This window comes from Trinickia sp. (genome assembly GCF_036503415.1).
Taxonomy (GTDB): Bacteria; Pseudomonadota; Gammaproteobacteria; order Burkholderiales; family Burkholderiaceae; genus Trinickia.
On the sequence record NZ_DASXWY010000083.1, the window covers coordinates 1 to 20,459 of the forward strand.

Annotated in this window: 18 protein-coding genes and 1 pseudogene; 6 read left to right on the top strand and 13 right to left on the bottom strand. The window is 61.8% G+C overall.

The window, feature by feature from the left end:
* Positions 1 to 653: 653 nt before the first annotated feature.
* Entirely contained in the window at positions 654 to 959 is a 306-nt protein-coding gene (locus VGL01_RS11130; protein ID WP_331569222.1) for a hypothetical protein, read from the bottom strand.
* A gap of 516 nt (positions 960 to 1,475) precedes the next feature.
* On the opposite strand from VGL01_RS11130, the gene VGL01_RS11135 reads away from it, so the two are divergent.
* Together VGL01_RS11135 and VGL01_RS11140 are read left to right on the top strand one after the other, a co-directional pair.
* Positions 1,476 to 2,717 (top strand): glycosyl hydrolase family 28 protein, encoded by a 1,242-nt coding sequence (locus tag VGL01_RS11135; protein ID WP_331569224.1) that lies wholly within the window; start codon positions 1,476 to 1,478, stop codon positions 2,715 to 2,717.
* Between the two features lie 313 nt (positions 2,718 to 3,030).
* Positions 3,031 to 3,516, top strand: coding sequence for a DUF7079 family protein (locus tag VGL01_RS11140; RefSeq protein ID WP_422664590.1), 486 nt, complete (start codon positions 3,031 to 3,033; stop codon positions 3,514 to 3,516).
* Positions 3,517 to 3,685: 169 nt separating this feature from the next.
* On the opposite strand, the pseudogene VGL01_RS11145 reads toward VGL01_RS11140, so the two are convergent.
* Positions 3,686 to 3,883, bottom strand: a pseudogene (locus VGL01_RS11145) (hypothetical protein); the annotation flags it as partial.
* A 178-nt stretch (positions 3,884 to 4,061) separates the two neighbouring features.
* Here VGL01_RS11145 and VGL01_RS11150 point away from each other — a divergent pair.
* On the top strand, positions 4,062 to 4,541 hold the full coding sequence (locus VGL01_RS11150; protein ID WP_331569228.1) for a VOC family protein: 480 nt from the start codon (positions 4,062 to 4,064) through the stop codon (positions 4,539 to 4,541).
* A 65-nt stretch (positions 4,542 to 4,606) separates the two neighbouring features.
* Here VGL01_RS11150 and VGL01_RS11155 read toward each other — a convergent pair whose 3' ends face one another.
* The 4 genes from VGL01_RS11155 to VGL01_RS11170 all read right to left on the bottom strand — a co-directional run bounded on the left by VGL01_RS11155 (position 4,607) and on the right by VGL01_RS11170 (position 8,289).
* Positions 4,607 to 5,731 (bottom strand): thioredoxin family protein, encoded by a 1,125-nt coding sequence (locus tag VGL01_RS11155; RefSeq protein WP_331569230.1) that lies wholly within the window; start codon positions 5,729 to 5,731, stop codon positions 4,607 to 4,609.
* 126 nt (positions 5,732 to 5,857) lie between these two features.
* Positions 5,858 to 6,649: an alpha/beta hydrolase gene (locus VGL01_RS11160; protein ID WP_331569232.1), complete on the bottom strand. Its 792-nt coding sequence runs from the start codon at positions 6,647 to 6,649 to the stop codon at positions 5,858 to 5,860.
* Between the two features lie 65 nt (positions 6,650 to 6,714).
* Positions 6,715 to 7,131, bottom strand: coding sequence for an organic hydroperoxide resistance protein (locus VGL01_RS11165; protein WP_331569234.1), 417 nt, complete (start codon positions 7,129 to 7,131; stop codon positions 6,715 to 6,717).
* A gap of 117 nt (positions 7,132 to 7,248) precedes the next feature.
* Entirely contained in the window at positions 7,249 to 8,289 is a 1,041-nt protein-coding gene (locus tag VGL01_RS11170) for an alpha/beta hydrolase (RefSeq protein ID WP_331569236.1), read from the bottom strand.
* 158 nt (positions 8,290 to 8,447) lie between these two features.
* Between VGL01_RS11170 and VGL01_RS11175 the strand changes: the two genes are divergently transcribed.
* Positions 8,448 to 8,918 (top strand): MarR family transcriptional regulator, encoded by a 471-nt coding sequence (locus VGL01_RS11175; protein WP_331569238.1) that lies wholly within the window; start codon positions 8,448 to 8,450, stop codon positions 8,916 to 8,918.
* A gap of 416 nt (positions 8,919 to 9,334) precedes the next feature.
* Here VGL01_RS11175 and VGL01_RS11180 read toward each other — a convergent pair whose 3' ends face one another.
* On the bottom strand, positions 9,335 to 9,859 hold the full coding sequence (locus VGL01_RS11180) for a single-stranded DNA-binding protein (protein WP_331569240.1): 525 nt from the start codon (positions 9,857 to 9,859) through the stop codon (positions 9,335 to 9,337).
* Positions 9,860 to 9,876: 17 nt separating this feature from the next.
* Positions 9,877 to 11,088, bottom strand: a complete 1,212-nt coding sequence (locus VGL01_RS11185) for an MFS transporter (RefSeq protein WP_331569242.1) — start codon at positions 11,086 to 11,088, stop codon at positions 9,877 to 9,879.
* 163 nt (positions 11,089 to 11,251) lie between these two features.
* On the opposite strand from VGL01_RS11185, the gene uvrA reads away from it, so the two are divergent.
* Together uvrA and VGL01_RS11195 are read left to right on the top strand one after the other, a co-directional pair.
* Positions 11,252 to 14,113, top strand: coding sequence for an excinuclease ABC subunit UvrA (uvrA, locus tag VGL01_RS11190; RefSeq protein ID WP_331569244.1), 2,862 nt, complete (start codon positions 11,252 to 11,254; stop codon positions 14,111 to 14,113).
* 71 nt (positions 14,114 to 14,184) lie between these two features.
* Positions 14,185 to 15,270 carry an AI-2E family transporter gene (locus VGL01_RS11195; RefSeq protein ID WP_331569246.1) on the top strand — a complete coding sequence of 362 codons (1,086 nt, stop codon included), beginning with the start codon at positions 14,185 to 14,187 and terminating at the stop codon, positions 15,268 to 15,270.
* A gap of 15 nt (positions 15,271 to 15,285) precedes the next feature.
* Here the strand turns inward: VGL01_RS11195 and purU are convergent, their stop codons facing one another.
* The 5 genes from purU to VGL01_RS11220 form a co-directional block, all read right to left on the bottom strand.
* On the bottom strand, positions 15,286 to 16,155 hold the full coding sequence (purU, locus tag VGL01_RS11200; RefSeq protein ID WP_331569248.1) for a formyltetrahydrofolate deformylase: 870 nt from the start codon (positions 16,153 to 16,155) through the stop codon (positions 15,286 to 15,288).
* 39 nt (positions 16,156 to 16,194) lie between these two features.
* Positions 16,195 to 17,052 (bottom strand): NUDIX hydrolase, encoded by an 858-nt coding sequence (locus VGL01_RS11205; RefSeq protein WP_331569250.1) that lies wholly within the window; start codon positions 17,050 to 17,052, stop codon positions 16,195 to 16,197.
* A gap of 17 nt (positions 17,053 to 17,069) precedes the next feature.
* The gene (locus tag VGL01_RS11210) at positions 17,070 to 17,684 is read right to left on the bottom strand and encodes a LysE family translocator (protein ID WP_331569252.1); all 615 of its coding nucleotides are present in this window, start codon (positions 17,682 to 17,684) and stop codon (positions 17,070 to 17,072) included.
* 87 nt (positions 17,685 to 17,771) lie between these two features.
* Entirely contained in the window at positions 17,772 to 18,338 is a 567-nt protein-coding gene (locus VGL01_RS11215; protein ID WP_331569254.1) for an adenine phosphoribosyltransferase, read from the bottom strand.
* 82 nt (positions 18,339 to 18,420) lie between these two features.
* Positions 18,421 to 20,424, bottom strand: a complete 2,004-nt coding sequence (locus VGL01_RS11220; RefSeq protein WP_331569256.1) for a cation:proton antiporter — start codon at positions 20,422 to 20,424, stop codon at positions 18,421 to 18,423.
* Positions 20,425 to 20,459: the final 35 nt, after the last annotated feature.

The following is a 20,459-nucleotide window of genomic DNA, read 5'->3' on the forward strand; positions in this document are numbered from 1 at the left end:
AATGGACGGCCAACCCGATGTCGGTCGCCTGGTATGTCGTGCCCTGTTGCCTGCTCAGCGCGGGCGCGGCAATCGCGTTCAACGAGCGACGTGCTGAACGCTGAATATCGGAACGATGCGCCAGCATGCTCCGATGCCGACACGCTTCCCGCAAAAACCCGCACTGCGTAGCAACGCCCGAGTGCAAATTGGAGTGCCCTGCTTCGTAAGCGGTCGCAATCGCGGTAAATTTGCCTCGGACATCTCCTGAGGGGCACCCATGGCAGCGCGATCGACATCCTGAACTCGTATGGTCCAATCGCGGCGCCGACGATGCCGTTTATCTCCAACGCGCCTTGCTTGATCCTCGGTTCACCACGCTGCTCGACGCAGCTCAGGAATTCGGGATCGCCCGGCTCGAACAGGAATGGGACAAATTGGCGGCCTCGCCAAGCAAGGAGGTTCAACGCGCACAGCCAGCGACAATCCGTATGTTGAGGAACATTCGCCATGGATTCGAGCAAGCTTCGCGTTGATACGCGTGTGGTCCGGGAGCAATTGGATGGTCACCCGCTTCTCCCAAATCCCGAATGCAGCAGAGCCGGTTGCCTCATCAAAGCAACCGGCTCTTGCCCGAGTGAATAGCCGGCCCCCACGGGCCTCTGGCTGTGCGGTCAGTATCGATGCGGCTCGTCATCGTCGCGATGATGGCGAATGCGACGTTCGTGTTCGTGAAGCCAAGGGTCGCGATCGCGTGGGTGGTCGCGACGCCATTCGTCATGCGCCCAATAGCGGTGACCATCCCAGTACCGGTCGTTATGCACGCCAATTTCGATACTGGCACCGACCGGGATCAACCGCGCCTGACCATATGCGGATTGAAATGGTGAGTGTTGTGCGAACGCAGTTCCTGTAGCGAACGATGCCCCTGTAGCTGCGACCGAGATCAAAGCTGAATAAATGATGGAACGTGCTTTCATGATAGAGCCCTCCCTGTTCGTTTCAGCCCACCGACGCGCGCGGCCCCATCTGCAGATGGAATGCCCGTCGCCATGGCTTGCAATTCACTCTAGCGGCGATGGTTATGAGGACTTGTGCCAAGTTGTAAGGATAGATTTATCAGGTGCTTAGCCTTTGCGCATGTCTTATGTCCGCTACGTCGGAGCATAAGGGGCTACAGCCGATGCGAGAAGAGAAGTCCCACGGGCTCCGTTAATCCCCGGTTACATCCCCGTCCTTTTTCCCAAATGATGGGATGAAAGACATGTAAGGCGAACGTTAAAACGGCAGACATTCAGATCCGCTTTTTACCCCATGCCGGCGGACAAGCAATTGCAGCCATCCGCACGCAATTTGCAGGATTCCCTTACACGCGCAAACGTTAAAACGCAACGTTCGCGCGAATACAATTTCGTGCGGAACGAATTGTAACGGTTCACCTCGGCGCATTGTCTTGCGCTCAATAAAACGAAGTACAACAACAGGTGGGTGTGGCAATGACGATAAAAAGCAAATTAAGCTTCCTCTTTACTGGATTTCTCTTCGCCGCCGGATCCGCGCACGCACAGACGCTTGCGACGGGCGATAGCCGGGCGGTAACGGAGCCGACTTACCCTGTCGTCTGCAAGACGCTTTACGCGAATTTCTCCAGTTCGATGCGTTCATCGCCGCCGAGCACCGATGATACGAGCCGCATTCAGGACGCGTTAAGTGCATGCGCGGGTACGGGACAAAGCGTGGTGCTTGCACCGTCCGGCTCCGACGACGCCTTCTACACGGGAAGCCTGACGATCAAGGGAGCAGGCCTCGTCATCGGTTCCGGCGCAACGCTGATCGGGAACAACTATGCGAGCAAGGCTAACCTGCTGGCATTCTCGGGCACCAACGCATCGTTGATGGGACCGGGTACGGTCGATGGGCGCGGCGACATCATCTCCGGAACGCCGAGGCTCGTGCAGGCCAGCAAGATTTCTAACTTCATCGTCTATAACATCACGCTGACACAGGCCGCGCACCCGAACCTGTACGTCGAGGGCGGCAACGGGTTTACAGCGTGGGGCGTGTCTATCCGTACACCCGCGACGCGCAAGAACGCAGATGGTATCGACATCGATAGCCTGACCAACGCCACCGTGATCCATTCGACCATCGAAGCCGGCGACGACGGCATCGCCATCAAGACCAATTCCGGAAACATTTCGAACGTCACTGTATCCGACACGAGGCTGTACGGCACCCATGGTTTATCCGTCGGCAGCATCGACAAGAACACGGTCTCGAACATTCTGTTCAAGGACAATTACGTGTACGGCTACGACTTGAATGGCACGCTGTCGACGAACGACAACGGCATCAACGTCAAGACTGGACCGTGTTCGCTGACAGTGAAGAATGTGAGCTACGTCAATACATGCATGATCCATGTCAAGCACATGATCGTCATGGATACGAACTACAACAGTTGCACGACCGGCGGTAGTCCTGCGCTGTCGAACATCTTCGTCAATGGGGCTTACTCGATCCAATCGGTGTCGGGCGCGTATACGAAGATCGCCGGGCTCAACGCGAGTTACCCGGTCGGGGCATATCTGGCCAACGTCAATCTCGATGCCACTGCGCAAAGCGGGGATCAGTATGCCAAGGTTGGTTTATATAACTCGAACGACGTTCCAGCGGGAACGGGCGTGACTACGTCGAACTTTACGACGTCGGGCAGCGTGCCGAGTTGTTCGTTCTAATGCCGTTACTGCATCGGTGACGCTTCTGCAAACGTCATGAGGCGGCGCGGCGAGACGCATCGAAGCATTGCCGCTTCTACGTCGGACTCCCACCAGATTTGGGAGTGAGCAACACGCGCCGTCGACGTCGTATTTGCCGTAGCATTCGGATTCGTAGTTCTCGAATACGGCTTCATGGCTCCCGAACAGACGAACCTGCCTGCTTCAAACGACCGCCAGGCGCTCGAACGAGCGCTTGCCGAGCTGCAAGGATCGGCCTCGCAATTCAGCGCCAGCTGCATTCGCGACGCGCAGGCGCGAATGCGCTACGCCCATGACATTGCGGCAAGCTCAACGGAATTACGCGAGGCGGTCCGCGCCGGGTAGCATATGGCGCCGATGCGGGCTTCAGCGTGCTTTACCCTCGGCCCACGCGGTGACGATAGTGCGCGAACTACTGGACACCCAACGTCGAGCACCTGTGTGGGAAGCACTCGCCGAACTATTCGTCGGCCGGGAGTTACAGGAATACGATTACGTTGCAATTGCTCAGACGCTGCGTGCGTCGGGGTACGGACGCGAAGAACTCGAACGGATACTCAGAGATGAAGTCGCGCCGGCGTTGCGGGGCAACCTCTCGCCATGGGCCGTGCCGGAGATGGAAGGCTGGTCTCAAGAGACCGTGGTAGCAGTCGTACGCGGGTATATGGAACGTCGACCTGGCGGTCTGTCGAGACTGCTGAACCGCCTGTCGGGACGTCGTGCAGTGCCACAAGTTGCCCATGCTCGATGGCTTCGTGTGCTTGCGCGGCTGATCTAAGCGAATCGCCGCTTCGCGTATTCCATTGTCATTTCCAGCGGCCCGCGCGATAAGCTGGCAGATCGCATCGCGCCAGTAATCGGCAAACGCGGGACACTCCGTCCGTAGGATTCATCGCTGCGGTAGCGGCGCGCCTTGCGGCGAGCGCGCCGGACATACCGCCGACTCACTAGACGATCTTCTTGCTCACCTGGTTTTCCTGCTGGTTCAGCGTGCGCCGCTCCTGTTTGGTGATGTGGCCATTGTTCTGGCTTGCCATCATCCGCTCTTCGCGGCGAATTTTCCGGTCGTCCTTGTGGAGCTTGGCCGCCTGAGCGCGCGAGATGTCGCCTTCACGGACTTCATCATGGATGCGGCGATTCTGACCACGCGCGTGAGCGTTGTTGTGGAAAATACAACGGCAGTTGTGCAATCTACAACAGAGCTCGCAAAATCGGGGACGCAGGCGTTGTTGGTTTCAACGGGGGTGCCCAGGCCTCCTCAAATAGTCGTAGCCTTTCCCCTTCGATGAACCTTTCTCTGCATCCCCTATCAGGAGAATCGAAATGGCCAGCAAAAACACGATCTGTCTTTGGTACGACGGCACCGCGTTGGACGCCGCGAAGTTCTATGCCGAAACGTTCCCGGATAGCGCGGTGGGCGCAGTCCGTCGCGCTCCCGGCGACTACCCGGCTGGCACGCAGGGGGATGTATTGTTGGTCGAGTTCACGGTGATGGGCATCCCCTGCCTCGGCTTGAACGGAGGCCCGGGAATCAAGCACAACGAGGCATTCTCGTTCCAGGTTGCGACCGATGACCAGGCTGAAACGGATCGCTTATGGAATGCGATCGTTCAAAACGGTGGCCAGGAAAGCGAATGCGGCTGGTGCAAGGACAAGTGGGGAGTGTCATGGCAGATTACTCCACGCGTTCTGATGGCCGCGATCGCCGATCCTGATCGAGCGGCGGCCAAGCGCGCGTTCGACGCCATGATGGGCATGAAAAAGATCGATATAGCGACAATCGAAGCTGCTCGACGCGGCTGACGTTGCAGCCTCCAAACCGTCCGCACCCGAAGGGGTGCGGAGCAAGCAGTCGGCCAGTCGGCCAGTCAGCCGAAAGTGAAGGCAAATGCGCCGACGCCGGGATCAAGGAAACGAATGTCGAACACGTGTTCCTTCACCACGCCGGACTGGCGCACGAGCTGGTAAAGACGCGTCTGGGTAACAATGCCATTGCCTGCGGGATCGGTGTCCGAACCGTGATTTTCGCCGGGCGCATGTCCATCAATCCTGACTTTAAAACGCACTGGCGTGCGATCGGCACTGGGCCCGAGAACCAGGTGCAAGTCGCGTGCAGCGAACCGATAGGCGATGCTGCCGCCAGCCCGGTTCAGCGTCGTGCGTTCCGCGCCGACAGTCCAATTGCCACCGAGGCTCCATTCGTTCAATCCCGGATCGCTGATCGAGTACTCATAGGCAACGTCCCGCTTCAAGCCGCTACGCGAAACGAAGTTCGATGCTTGTTCGTAGCCGACATAGGTTTCCCCGGAACGCAGGTGCGCGATGTCGGGCGCGGCCTGTTCGCCGCTGGCCTGCGGGGTTGTCAATGCGCCCATCGCGTCGTGCTTGCCGGCTTCCGCCAACAACGATTGGATGATCTTCTCCGTCTTGTCATAGTTTCCTTCGCCGACGAAATGCGCCCGTATCTGTCCTTGCGCGTCGGCGATGTAGAACGCAGGCCATACGTTGTTGTGAAAGGTGTCCCAGACGCGATGCTCGGTGTCGACGGCGATCGGATAGTCGATCTTGAAACGCGCGATCGCCTTTTCGATATTCGCGGTGTCTTTCTCGAAACTGAATTCCGGCGTGTGCACGCCGATCACAACCAGACCCTGATCGCGGTATTTCTCGGCCCAGGCGCGCACATGCGGCAAAGTGCGGATGCAGTTGATGCAGGAGTAGGTCCAGAAATCGACCAATACCACCTTGCCGCGCAACTGTGCCGTATCGAGCGGCGGCGAGTTCAGCCATGTCGTCGCGCCTGCCAGCGAGGGAAGCGCGCCCAGAAAAGGCAGGCCGCTGCGATAGGCCTGGCTTGCGTTGAGACCGCCTCCGGCGGCGTCGGCTACCGGCATGTTCTGGAACGTTGCAGCACCCGCACCCAGTGCGACGAGAGTGGCACCGGCGACCCAACCAAGGCGCTCGCGAAAAAGCTTTCGGAGATAAGACATCATGATGAATTCCCTCGGACGAAGCAGACAAACCGATGCGATCGGCTCGATAACGAGTGACCCGGGCGGGCGGCGATCAGTGCTGCCCGCCCGCGTCATGCAGCGCCGCCGGCCACGGCTTGAATGCTCTTATTTGTTGTCAGCGGCCTCTTCGATCACCTTCGCCACCGCATCGGGGTGCGAGACCATGACCACGTGAGACGCGCCCTGCACTTCGACGACGTCCTTCGCGTGCGCGCGCTTGGCCATGAAGCGCATCGCGTCGGGCGGGATGTTTTTGTCGGCGGTGCCGTACACGAAATAGGACGGCAACTGCTTCCACGCGGAACCATTAGCCGCTTCATTGAGTGCAGCCACCGTCACCGGACGCTGCCCCGCGGCCATCAGCGCCGCATGTTGCGGCGATATGTCAGCGGCAAACTGCTGCGGGAACTGGTCCTGCCGGATATAGAGGTCCTTGCCGCCGTCAGCCAGCGGCACGGGATCGGCAAGCGCATCGCCAAGTGTACTGCCGGGGAACTTGCCCGCCAGGCCGGCGACGGTCTCTCCCGCGTCGGGAGCGAACGCGGCGACATAGACCAAAGCCTTCACTTCGGCATTGCCCTCGGCAGCCTTGGAAATGACCATGCCGCCATAGGAGTGGCCGACCAGCACGATCGGCCCCTTGACGGCACCGATCACGCCGGCCGTGTACTGCGCATCGTTGCCGACGCCGCGCAGCGGATTGGCGACGCTCAACACCGGATAACCTTTGGCGGTGAGGCGCTTCGCCACACCATCCCAACTGCTCGAATCGGCGAAAGCGCCGTGGATCAGCACGATGGTGGGCTTGGCAGCCGTGCCCTGGACGGCGGTGATGGGCATTTCCGCATGCGCCGCCGACGCGAGGGCGGCGAACGCTGTGGAAGTCGCGATCGACATCAGCCATTTCCCGACGTATTTCCTGACATTCATGATGGACTCCTTTCTCGCTTTGCGGTGGCGGCTTATGCCAGGCTGAGGGTCACGCCGATATTGCCGCGCGACATCTTCGAATAGGGGCAGATTTGATGCGCCGCCTCCATCAACTCTTGCGCAACATCGCGCGGCAGACCAGGCAGGCTTACGCTCAAGCGCGCCTGCAGAAGGAAGCCGCCAGCGCCGGTGCCCAGGTCGACTTCGGCATCGACGGCGACGCCGGGGGGCACGCTGATGTTCCGCTCTTTCGCGGCCCGTCCCATCGCGCCGATGAAGCAAGCCGACCACCCGGCTGCGAAGAGCTGTTCGGGATTGGTGCCGTCGCCTCGGCTGCCCGGACGAGACAGCTTGATGTCGAGACGGCCGTCGTCGCTTTTCGCCGCGCCTTCACGGCCGCCGGTGGTGTGTGTCTTGCCGGTGTAGAGGACGTTTTCGATTTTGCTCATGACGCTTCCTTTCAGACGATTGAGTGATTGATTCAGTGAGTCATGGAACGACAGAGTGCAAAGGGATGAATCGGTTGTGCGAGCGGCCCGGTAGGCGAGGCAACGCTCGCGCGCCCATCAGAGGTGATCGACTTCGATCACGGCATCAGCGAACGCGCGCGGCGCTTCCTGCGGAAGGTTGTGGCCGATGCCGCCGGTGATGAGTTCGTGCTTGTACTTGCCCGTGAAGCGCTTGGCGTAAGCTGCGGGCTCTGGATGCGGCGCACCGTTGGCGTCACCTTCCATCGTGATCGTTGGCACCGTGATGGACGGTGACTTGGCCAGGCGCGCTTCAAGCGGGTCGTACTTCGCTTCGCCCTTGGCCAGGCCGAGCCTCCAACGGTAGTTATGGATGGTGATGGCGGTCTGGTCCGGATTGTCGAGCGCGGCGGCGCTGCGCTCGTAGGTGGCATCGTCGAAGTGCCACCGCGGCGACGCGGTTTGCCAGATCAATTTGGCGAAATCGTGGTGGTTCTTTTCGTAGCCGGCGCGGCCACGCTCGGTAGCGAAGTAGAACTGGTACCACCACTGCAGTTCGGCGCTCGGCGGCAACGGTTGCTTGCCCGCATCCTGGCTGCCGATCAGATAGCCGCTCACGGAGACGAGACCCTTGACCCGCTCCGGCCACAGTGCCGCAACGATGTCCGCCGTACGTGCGCCCCAGTCATAGCCGGCGAGGATGGCCTTGTCGATCTTGAGCGCATCCATCAGCGCGACCACATCGGAAGCGAGCGCCGCGGGCTCGCCGTTACGCACGGCATTGGCATCGAGGAAGCGCGTCGTGCCGTAGCCGCGCAGGTACGGAACGATCACGCGATAGCCGGCCTTCGTCAGCATGGGCACGACGTCAACGAAGCTGTGGATGTCGTACGGCCAGCCGTGCAGCAGGATGACGACGGGGCCATCGGCCGGGCCTTCATCGACGTAGCCGACGTTGAGCACACCGGCGTCGATCTGCTTGATCGACTTGAAGGTCGCCCCCCCCTGGTTTGCCGGTACGGTCGCGCTCGGCGGGGCGCTTGCCGGTTGGGCTTGGGCCGTTCCCAGCAGGCCGAATTGCGTGCCCGCGAGGGCGAGGACGGCCGCAGCCAGGCGACTGACGGTGGTGTGCTTGCTCATTTGCTTTCCCTTGTGATGAGAGGTGGTGGTCGAGTGGTGTGGAACGATCGGAGCCATTTCTTATCGCGATAATCATTGTTGCGATAACTGTACACCGCCTCGCAGCCGTTTTCAAGTACGATAATCATTACTTCGATAACTATTTTTGGGGCGACCAGATGAGCACTCGATCCGACGCTCGCAAGCACACGGCCAAGCTCGGCGACTTCATGTGCTTTGCGATCTACTCGACCAACCTCGCGTACTCACGCGTCTACAAGTCCGTGCTGGAGGAGCTCGGCCTCACCTATCCGCAGTACGTCACCATCATTTGCCTGTGGGAAGAGGACAACCAGACGGTCAAGCACCTGAGCGAGAACCTTTTTCTGGAGCCGAGCACGATGACGCCCATGCTGAAGCGCTTGGAGGCGATGGGGTATGTGCACCGCGAGCGCGACACGGAGGACGAGCGCAGCGTGCGGGTGTCGTTGACGGAGGCCGGTCGTCAGTTGCGGGAAAAGGCGTTCGACTATCGCGAGGTGACGGCCAAGGCGGCGGGCCTGTCGCCGGAAGAATTTCGTGTGCTGCAAAAAGCCATCGTGAATCTGCGCACCAATCTATTGAATGCTGCGGCGTCGACCAACACCTAGGGGACTTCGCGAAGCCTGGCGCGCTCAAAGGACGGGCATTGAACGCGTTTGTATGCGATCGCCGGAGCAAACGCTTGCGACGGCTTGCACTAGGCAACGGGACCAAAGGTGAAGAAAATCGAGTGCTGAAACGCAAGTCTTATTGCAGCGGCGGGCGAGAACGGCTCGGGCAAGGGTATGAGGATTGGGGACTGAAGATTTTCCCAGCACTAGAAAGCGAAAAGCCCCGGTGAGACTCACCGAGGCCTAAGACGCCGACCGGGAACTCCCAGTCCACTTGGCTATCATTAGGGGGGTATCGAGCGCGGCTGACAAGCTCCTTGATCGTGCCGCCTGCCAACAACCCTGCGGGCCAAACCTCGCAGGCTCGCAGCCGGCCTCATGACCCATCTTTACGCCACAGGACGACGTTCCGCCTAGAACGGAATATCGTCGTCCATCTCATCCAACCCACCGCCGGCCGGCGCACTAGGACGACTTGCGCCCCCGCCGCTGCGCGCACCGCCACCACCGGCACCACCACCCGAACGCCCACCGCCTCGCTCATTGCTCTCGCGGCTGTATCCACCGTCATCGCCCATCCCACCGCTGCCGCCGCCCGCGCCACCGCGGCCACCCAGCATCTGCATCTGGTCAGCGACGATTTCCGTCGAATACCGATCCTGTCCATCGGTGCCCTGCCACTTGCGCGTACGCAAGCGACCTTCGACATACACGGCCGATCCTTTCTTCAGATATTCATTGACGATCTCGGCCAAGCGCCCAAAAAACACCACACGGTGCCATTCGGTGGCCTCCTTCATTTCGCCGCTCGTCTTGTCCTTGTAGCGATCGGTCGTTGCCAGCCTGATGTTCGCGATGGCGTCCCCGCTCGGCAGATAACGCACTTCCGGGTCGGCGCCCAGGTTACCGACGAGAATGACCTTGTTCACGGATGCCATGTGTTTCTCCAGTTAACTCACGCTTCGCCGCGGCCTGCGGCTTGTACCTTGCGCGGCGGCGTCTTCATATTGGCGGCGATTATAAGCCACCCAAGTACCAGCCCCGAGCACGCAAAGAAGACGGCGTTCGGCCCCGCCGACTTCATGAGCCATCCCCCCACGACACCCCCGAGCGCAAGCCCGATCGATTGCGTGGTGTTATAGACGCCCGCTGCCGCCCCCTTGCGCGTGCCCGGTGCCAGCTTCGACACGAGCGACGGCTGAGATGCCTCGAGAATATTGAAGCCGAGGAAGTAGACGAAGAGTATCGCCGCCACAGTCAGAATCGTATGCGGCGCGGCACCGAGCAGCAATTGGCCGATCAGGATAAGACCGATGGCACCCACGAGTACCGGCTTCATCTTGCCGCGCTTCTCGGCCGCGATGATGGCAGGCACCATCATGACGAACGACAGGCCCATCACCGGCAGATACACCTTCCAGTGCGATGCGACCGGCAGGCCACCGCCCTCGAGAATCCGGGGCACAACGAGGAACAGCGCCGTTTGCGTCGCATGCAGCACCAGCACGCCGAAGTTCAGGCGCAAAAGCTCGACGTTGCGCAGCACCTCCGCAAACGGTGCACGAACGTGCACGGGTTTCGGCGCATCGGGCACGATCCACAGCACCACGCCCACCGCAAGCACAGACAGCACGCCGACGAGCATAAACAGCCCGCTCATCCCCACCAAATGAAAGACGATAGGCGCGCCGACGATCGCAACGGCGAACGAGATGCCAATGCTGCCACCCACCATGGCCATGGCTTTCGTCCGATGTTCCTCGGCCGTGAGATCCGCGATGAATGCGATGACGGCCGACGACACGGCGCCCATGCCCTGAATCACGCGGCCCACGATGATCCAGGCCATCGAATGTCCGATCGCCGCGACGAAACTGCCGATCGCGAAAATCAGCAAACCGGCTGCAATGACAGGCTTACGCCCGAGCTTGTCCGATGCCCATCCATAAAAGATGTAGAGCATCGATTGCGTCACGCCGTATGCACCGAGCGCAATGCCGACGAGCAGCACGTTGTCGCCACCGGGAATCGTCTTCGCGTAGACGGAGAAGACCGGCATGATCATGAAAAGACCAAGCATGCGCAGCGCGAAAATGCCCGCGAGCGCCGCGGTCGCGCGCAACTCGGGCGCGCTCATGCGTGAGGAGGTAACGGAAGCGTTCGACATCGAAGGCGAGCCGGAGATCTGCAGGGGGTCTTGTCTGGGATTCGCCGAAAGCGACGGCATTCACGCCCGCCGGTAACACCTTCTCGCGCGCTGTAAGGACACCGTAACGGCGGTCTGGAAAAGTCGTTATAGTAGCAGGTTTGGCCTTCTCCCTCGCCAGGTTATGGAACAGATTCGCATCCGTGGAGCCCGCACCCACAACCTGAAAAACGTCAATCTCGACCTGCCGCGCCATCAGCTCATCGTGATCACGGGTTTGTCGGGTTCCGGCAAATCATCGCTCGCCTTCGATACGCTATACGCCGAAGGCCAGCGCCGCTACGTCGAGAGCCTGTCGGCCTACGCACGGCAGTTCCTGCAGCTGATGGAGAAGCCCGATGTCGATCTCATCGAGGGGCTGTCGCCCGCGATCTCGATCGAGCAGAAGGCGACCTCGCACAACCCGCGCTCGACGGTCGGCACGGTCACCGAAATCCACGACTACCTGCGCCTGCTTTATGCACGTGTCGGCACGCCCTACTGCCCCGATCACCATATCGCGCTCGAAGCGCAAAGCGTCTCGCAGATGGTCGACGCCGCCCTCGCACTGCCCGAGGAAACGAAGCTGATGATCCTCGCGCCCGTCGTGGCGAACCGCAAGGGCGAACATGCCGAGCTCTTCGAGCAGATGCAGGCGCAAGGCTTCATCCGCTTTCGGATCCGCTCGGGCGGCGGCACCGCCAACGAAGGCACCGCCACGATCTGCGATGTCGATTCCCTGCCAAAGCTGAAGAAGAACGACAAGCATTCGATCGACGTGGTCGTGGACCGCCTGAAAGTGCGCGCCGATATGAAGCAGCGCCTCGCGGAATCGTTCGAAACGGCGCTGCGGCTCGCCGACGGCCGTGCGGTCGTCCTCGAAATGGATACGGGACAAGAGCATATGTTCAGCTCGAAGTTCGCGTGTCCCGTCTGCTCGTATTCGTTGCCCGAACTGGAACCGCGTCTTTTCTCGTTCAACAATCCGATGGGCGCGTGCCCGGATTGTGACGGGCTCGGCCAGATCACATTCTTCGATCCGAAGCGCGTGGTGGCCTACCCGTCGATTTCGCTCGCGGCGGGTGCCGTCAAAGGCTGGGACCGTCGCAACCAGTTTTATTTTCAGATGCTGCAAAGCCTCGCGGCCTATTACGACTTCGATATCGATACGGCGTTCGAAGACTTGCCCGAGAAGACCAAGAAACTGATTCTTTTCGGCTCGGGCAAGGAGACGATCCCGTTCTCGTACATCAACGAGCGCGGCCGCGCGACCGTGCGCGAACACGTCTTCGAAGGCATCATCCCGAACCTGGAGCGGCGCTACCGCGAAACAGATTCGGCCGCGGTGCGCGAAGAGCTTGCCAAGTATCAGAACAATCAGCCGTGCCCGTCTTGCGACGGTTCGCGGCTGCGACGAGAGGCGCGATTCGTGCGGCTCGGCGCGGATGGCCAGGCACGCGCCATCTACGAAATCAGCGGCTCGCCGTTGCGCGATGCGCTCGGCTATTTCCAGACCCTCTCGCTCGAAGGCGCGAAACGCGAGATCGGCGAAAAGGTCATCAAGGAAATCGTCGCCCGGCTCATGTTTCTCAACAACGTCGGGCTCGACTACCTCTCGCTGGAACGCAGCGCGGATACGCTCTCGGGCGGCGAGGCACAGCGCATCCGCCTCGCGTCGCAGATCGGCTCGGGCCTCACGGGCGTCATGTACGTGCTCGACGAGCCGTCGATCGGCCTGCACCAGCGCGATAACGACCGGCTCATCGCGACGCTGAAGCATCTGCGCGATCTCGGCAACTCGGTCATCGTCGTCGAGCACGACGAGGATATGATCCGCATGGCCGACTATGTCGTGGACATGGGCCCCGGCGCGGGCGAGCACGGCGGCATGATCATCTCGCAGGGCACGCCCGACGAGGTGCAGGACGACGCGGCTTCGATGACGGGTCAATATCTCGCGGGTGCGCGCCGCATCGAATTCCCCGATGAACGCAAGGATCCGGACGAGCGGCACCTGCGCATCGTCGAAGCGCACGGCAACAATCTCAAGCAGGTGACGCTCGACCTGCCGGTCGGCCTGCTCACCTGCGTGACGGGCGTGTCGGGCTCCGGCAAATCGACGCTCATCAACGATACGCTCTACAACGCCGTCGCCCAGCATCTGTACGGATCGACGACAGAGCCCGCGCCTTACGAATCGATCGAGGGGCTCGAGCATTTCGACAAGGTCATCAACGTAGACCAATCGCCGATCGGCCGAACGCCGCGCTCGAACCCGGCCACTTACACGGGCGTTTTCACGCCGATCCGCGAGCTTTTTGCCGGCGTGCCTGCCGCCAAGGAACGCGGCTACGACCCGGGACGATTCTCATTCAACGTCAAAGGCGGACGGTGCGAAGCCTGCCAAGGCGACGGCGTGCTGAAGGTGGAGATGCACTTTCTGCCGGATGTCTACGTGCCGTGCGATGTGTGCCACGGCAAGCGCTACAACCGCGAAACGCTCGAAGTCCAATACAAGGGCAAAAACATCAGCGAAGTGCTCGATATGACGGTGGAGCACGCGCACGAGTTCTTCAACGCGGTTCCTGTCATTTCGCGCAAGCTGAAGACGCTGCTCGATGTGGGCCTCGGGTATATCCGCCTGGGGCAATCGGCCACCACGCTATCGGGCGGCGAAGCGCAACGCGTCAAACTATCGCTTGAACTTTCGAAGCGCGATACCGGACGAACGCTTTATATCCTTGACGAACCGACGACGGGCCTGCATTTTCATGACATTGCCTTGCTACTGGAAGTCATTCACCGGTTACGCGATCATGGCAATACTGTCGTAATCATCGAGCATAATCTCGATGTCATAAAAACCGCGGACTGGGTCATCGATCTCGGTCCCGAAGGCGGAGCGGGAGGCGGGCAGATCATCGCGCAGGGTACGCCCGAACAGATTGCGAGATCGAAAGCGAGCTTCACGGGGAAATATCTTGCGCCGCTGCTCGCACGCCGCTAGCGCGGCGTGTTGCGCTGCAACGCACAAGAAATAGGCATCGCGGCCTGAACTGGCTGGAGACGAAAGGCGTCATGGTCAAGCGCAACGAAGCACACGAAGACTTGCCCGTACGGGAGCAGCCGCCGCGTCATGTGCGGCTTACGAGCGACATGAGCCTGCCGAGGCTGTCGGCGGTGGAAATCGGCAGCTACGCCGTCGTGCTGTTCGGCATGTGGGCGGTGATCGAATGGAAGCTGCTGGGCGCGCTGCTCGCCGGCATGCTGGTGTACCAACTCGTGCACACCATCGCACCGGCGATCGAGCGGCATATGTCGAGCCAGCGGGCGCGCTGGCTGGCGGTCGTCATCCTCGCAGTGGTCGTCGTGGGCGGCCTGACGAGCCTGGCGATCGGCATGATCGAGCACTTCGAGCATACGGTGCCCAATATCCAGACTTTGCTCGATCAGGTGATGCAGATCGTGGAGCAGGCCCGCGGGCGCGCTCCCGAATGGATCTCGGCGATGCTGCCGGTCGATGCGGCGCAAATGAAGGAAAAGGCCGGCATGCTCGTGCATACGCACATGGGCCAGCTCCAGCAGGGCGGGAAAAGCGTCGCCCGCGGGTTCGGACATGTTCTCTTCGGCATGATCATCGGCGCGATGATCGCGATCACGACCGAGCGCCACGTTCAGCGGCTGCCGCTCGCGCGGGCGTTCGCGACACGCGTCGCCCGCTTTGCGGATGCCTTCAGACGCATCGTCTTCGCGCAGATCAAGATCTCGGCCATTAATGCCGTGTTCACGGCGCTTTACCTGCTGCTCGCCCTGCCCATCTTTCATCAACGGCTGCCGCTGTCGAAAACGCTTGTCCTCATTACGTTCATCGCGGGGCTTTTGCCCGTCGTCGGCAATCTGATCTCCAATACGCTGATCGTGGCTGTCTCGCTCTCCGTGAGCCTGCCGACGGCTATCGCCTCGCTCGGCTTTCTCGTGGCGATCCACAAGCTCGAGTACTTCCTGAACGCGCGCATCGTCGGCGGACAGATCGAAGCCCGCGCCTGGGAGTTGCTGCTCGCCATGCTGATCATGGAAGCCGCGTTCGGCATACCGGGGCTTGTCGCCGCGCCCATCTTCTATGCCTACATCAAGCGCGAGCTCATCTATTTGCGGCTGATCTGAGACGCTGGCAGCCGCTCACCGGAACACCACGGTCTTCGTCCCGTTGAGCACGATGCGGTGCTCGACATGCCACTTCACCGCACGCGCGAGCGTCACGCACTCCACGTCCCGTCCGATTGCCGTCAACTGGTCGGGCGTCATGCTGTGATCGACTCGCTCGACTTCCTGCTCGATGATCGGGCCTTCGTCGAGATCGGTCGTCACGTAATGCGCCGTCGCACCGATCAGCTTCACGCCACGGTCGAACGCCTGGTAATAAGGCTTCGCGCCTTTGAAGCTCGGCAGGAACGAATGATGGATGTTGATCGCGCGACCCGCGAGCTTCTCGCATAGCGCCGGCGAAAGAATCTGCATGTAGCGCGCGAGCACGACGAGATCGACGTCGCTTCGCTCGATCACTTCATAGACGCGCGCTTCCTGTGCGGCTTTCGCGGCGTCCGTCGATTCGGTCAACGGGAAATGATGAAACGGAATGTCGTAGCTCGCGGCCAGTTGATAAAAGTCCCGATGGTTCGAAATGATCGCGGGGATTTCGATCGGCAGTTGACCCGTGCGATAGCGAAACAGCAAATCGTTCAGGCAATGGCCGATCTTCGACACCATGATGACGACGCGCGGCTTCACCGTCGCATCGTGCACCTCCCAACGCATCGAAAACTGCTCGGCCAGTTCCGAGAAAGCGGTGCGCAGCGCGTCGAGCGCCGGGCCACCGCCCACCTGCTGGAAATGCACGCGCATGAAGAACTCGCCGGTATGGCTATCGCCGAACTGCGCCGAATCGAGGATATTGCTGCCGCGCTCGAACAGGAATCCGGAAACGGCGTGAACGATGCCGGGCCGGTCGGGGCAGGACAGTTTGAGGATGAAGCTGTGTTCGGTCGACATGACCTGCGAACTCCTTTGTTGATCCGATAGCGCGCAGCGCTAAACCGATGAGAGCGGCGGCACGACGAAGAGCGCGTCGATGCCCGCGCAGCTCTCTTCGTCGATCCAGCGGTGCCGCAAGAAACATTCGAGGCTGGCAAGGCTCGCATCCACCGTCATTGCACCTTCCTCGATCCACCGCGCGACTTCATCGACACGCGCGAGACGGTGCTCGCTGACTTCCCCGTCCTGATTGCGCGGCGAGAAGTCCAGCGGCAGCGTCAGGTCGTAGACGAAAATCTGCTCCGACTGCGTGCCCTCGGGAATCGTCTGCAGCACATGTACGCTGCGCCCCGCGACGGCGCGCGAGGCGAGCGCCTCGCCAATGCCGGCCTCTTCCCAGCACTCCTTGGCGAGCGTCGCCTCGATGCCGAGCCCCCACGCAATGCCGCCCGCGACCACGTTATCGAGCAGCCCGGGATCGGTCGCCTTGGTGTCGCTGCGGCGCGCGATCCAAAGCTGCGGCGCGCGATCCGGGTATTTTACGATGCCGTTCAGATGCACCGCATACGTCATCGTGCCGAAAAAGCGCGCGGCGGCGCGTTCGATATAGGCGAGCGGCGGCTCGTCGAACATGTTGCGCACTGCGTAAATCTCGTCGCGCCAGCCTACGATCCGGCCGGCGGCCGCCAGCGCACCGATGACGGCCCCGAGCGCAGCCGAACGCGTATCGGCGTTTTCGTCGAAGCGCGGGGCAAGCGTGACGCGCGCCGCGTCGAGCGCGAAAACGTCCGGCCAGCGCGCGAGCAGCGAGACGTCAGACTCGCGAATCCATCCGACCTGCCGCCCGGCGAGCCAGAACGGTCGATGAGCGCGCGCATCGAAACACCGCGCGGCGGCAATACAAGGCAAGCTCATGGTTCCTCCGTTGCCGCTCAATCGCGCAACGCGACGCGCAAGCCGAGCGCGACGAAAGTCGCACCGGCCAGCCGGTCGAGCCAGACGCCGATGCCAGGCCGGCGCTTGAGCCATGCGCCGATCGCCCCGGCCGATAGCCCGAAAAGCGAAAAGATCACAACCGTCTCGAGCATGAAAACGAGACCGAGCCCGATCATCTGCACGGCCACGCTCGTCGCCGCGCCAGGATCGACGAATTGCGGCAAAAACACGATGAAAAAGAGCGTGACCTTCGGATTGAGCATGTTGCCGAGCACGCTTTGCCGAAAGACGGTCGAAAGCCGCTGCGGCGGCCTCGTATGTGCCTCGCTCAGGCCGCGGCTCGTCAGCGCTTTGACGCCGATCCAGATCAGATATGCGCCGCCCGCAAGCTTGACGAGATGGAACGCGAACGGGGAGGCGCGCAGGAGCGCGGCAATGCCGAACGCGGCAAGCGTCGTATGGAAAACGACGCCGGCCGCAAAACCGAGCGCGGCAACCAACCCGGCCGCCCGCCCCTGCGAGACGCCGCGCGCAATGACTTGCAGATTGTCGGGGCCGGGCGCGACGGTGATGGCGGCCGAAGCCGCGGCAAAAAGCGCGATCTGGTTCATCCGTTGGCTTCCTGTCTAGGTGGAACAGTCGACGGGCGAAGCTGCGGCAGCACACGAGCTCGTGCGCCGAAGCCACGCCGCGCCGGCTCAATGGCCCGAGAATTCGGCAATCGTATAGAGCGGCAGCCCGTTATCGCGCAACAGCTTCGAGCCGCCGAGATCGGGCAGATCGATGATCGCGGCGCCTTCGATCACGTGCGCGCCAAGCCGCTCGAGCAGATTCTTGCCAGCCATCATCGTGCCGCCTGTTGCGATGAGATCGTCGACGATGACGACGCGATCGCCGGCCTTGCAGGCATCCTCGTGAATTTCCACGGTGGCCGTGCCGTATTCGAGCGAATACGATTCGGACACCGTACGAAACGGCAGCTTGCCGATCTTGCGGATCGGAATGAACCCCAGGTTGAGCTCATAGGCGACGATCGGCGCAATGATGAAGCCGCGTGCGTCGAGCCCGGCGATGTAGTCGAGCTTCGCTTCGACATAGCGCTCGATGAAGAGATCGATCAGCACGCGCAGCGTTTTCGGGCGCTGCAAAAGCGGCGTGATATCGCGGAACTGGACCCCGGGCATCGGCCAGTCGGGGATCGTGCGGATCTGGCTTTTGATGAACGCGGCAGCGTCGTGCGGCTCTTGCTCGGGCGGGTTGGACATGGAAACTCTCCGAAGGACGGCCCGCCTCGCCCGGCAGGCCTGATCGATCTAAAAACGAAAACGCGCTCGCCGGCGCCGCGCGTCAGGCGGTCGCCGCGCCGGCGCGGCGGTTCTTCGAGAGCCGCGCCTCGGCCAGCGCGAGCGCCTCGGGCACCCCTCGCAGCACGACGATGTCGGCCTCGCGCAGCTTGGTCTCGGGACCCGGCTCGACACCGCGAATGCCATGCCGCCGAATGGCCGTCACCTCGACGCCGAGCTCGCTCAAGCCAAGTTCCTCGAGCGTGCGGCCGACCGCCTCGGCGTTGCCGTCGACGGGCACCGATTGTAGCCGCACCTGCTCATGGCCGTCGTCATCGCCGGGATCGTCGGCGCCGCGGAAATAGCCGCGCAACAGGCTGTACCGCGCATCGCGCATTTCCTCGACGCGCCGCACGACGCGCCGCATCGGCACGCCCATCAGCACGAGCGTGTGCGAGGCGAGCATGAGGCTGCCCTCGACGATCTCGGGGATGACCTCCGTCGCGCCGGCGGCGAGCAGCCGTTCGAGGTCGGCGTCGTCGACGGTACGCACGATGATCGACAGCGCCGGCTCGAGCTCGTGCACGTTATGCAGTACACGCAGCGCGGACGATGTATTGGCGTAGGTGATCGCAACGGCCGCCGCGCGGTGAATTCCGGCCGCAACGAGCGATTCGCGGCGCGCGGCATCGCCGAACACGACCGACTCGCCCGCCGCGGCGGCGGCGTTCACACGATCGGGATCGAGATCGAGCGCGACATACGACAGCCCTTCGTGCTCGAGCATGCGTGCCAGGTTCTGCCCTGAGCGGCCGTATCCGCAGATGATGACATGGCCTTGCTGCCGCAGGCTTTGCGTCGCGATACGGGTCATCTGCAGCGACTGCTGCATCCATTCCGTCGACGAAAGCCGCAGGACGATACGGTCGGCGTTCTGGATGATGAGCGGCGCCGCAAGCATCGACAGCAGCATCGAAGCGAGAATCACCTGCAGCAGCACCGGATCGACGAGGTGCTTATCCTCGATCAGGTTCAGCAGCACGAAGCCGAATTCGCCGGCCTGCGCGAGGCCGAGCCCGGTGCGCATCGCCACGCCCGGTGTCGCGCCGAAAAGCCGCGTGAGCCCGGTCACCATGACCGCTTTGAGCAGCACCGGTCCGACGAGCAACGCCAGCACCAGCAAGGGATGCGAAATGAGCACACGCGGATTGAGCAGCATACCCGTCGTCACGAAGAACAAGCCGAGCAGCACATCGCGAAACGGCTTGATGTCTTCTTCCACCTGGTGCCGATAGGGCGTCTCCGCAATCAGCATGCCGGCGATGAACGCCCCGAGCGCAAGCGAGAGCCCGAACTTGTCGGTGATGAACGCAGCGCCGAGCGTCACGAGCAGCAGGTTCAGAACGAAAAGCTCCTGCGAGCGCCGGCGCGCCACCAGATCGAACCAGCGCGTCATGAACCGCTGCCCGACCATGAGCAAAACCGCGAGCGCGACCACGATCTTGAGCGCGGCCACGCCGAGCGTCACCGCAAGATCGCGGGAATCGCCGCCGAGCGCCGCGATGATGATGAGCAGCGGCACCACGGCGAGATCCTGAAAGAGCAGTACGCCGAAGATGTTGCGCCCATGCTCGGTCTCGATCTCTAGCCGCTCGGCGAGCATCTTGCTGACGATGGCCGTCGACGACATCGCAAGCGCGCCGCCGAGCGCAATACACCCTTGCCAGGGTACGTGCATCCAGCGCTCGAGTGCGAGCCCGCCCAGCAACGCAAGCGCGACCGTGCCGATCACCTGCAGCAGCCCCAGCCCGAAAACGAGCGTCTTCATCGCGCGCAGCTTCGTCAGCGAGAATTCGAGCCCGATCGAGAACATCAAGAACACGATGCCGAATTCGGCGAGATTCTGGGCCCGCTCCGTATTCGGTGCGATGCCGAGCGCATGGGGCCCGACGACGATGCCGACGGCCAGATAGCCGAGCATCGGAGGCATATTGAGATAGCGAAACAGCACGACTCCTGCCACGGATGCCAGGAGCAGCAAAAGCGTCATCTCGAGCGGGGATATCACGTGCGATGCGTCCTCTGGGTCTGCGGATGAGCGCC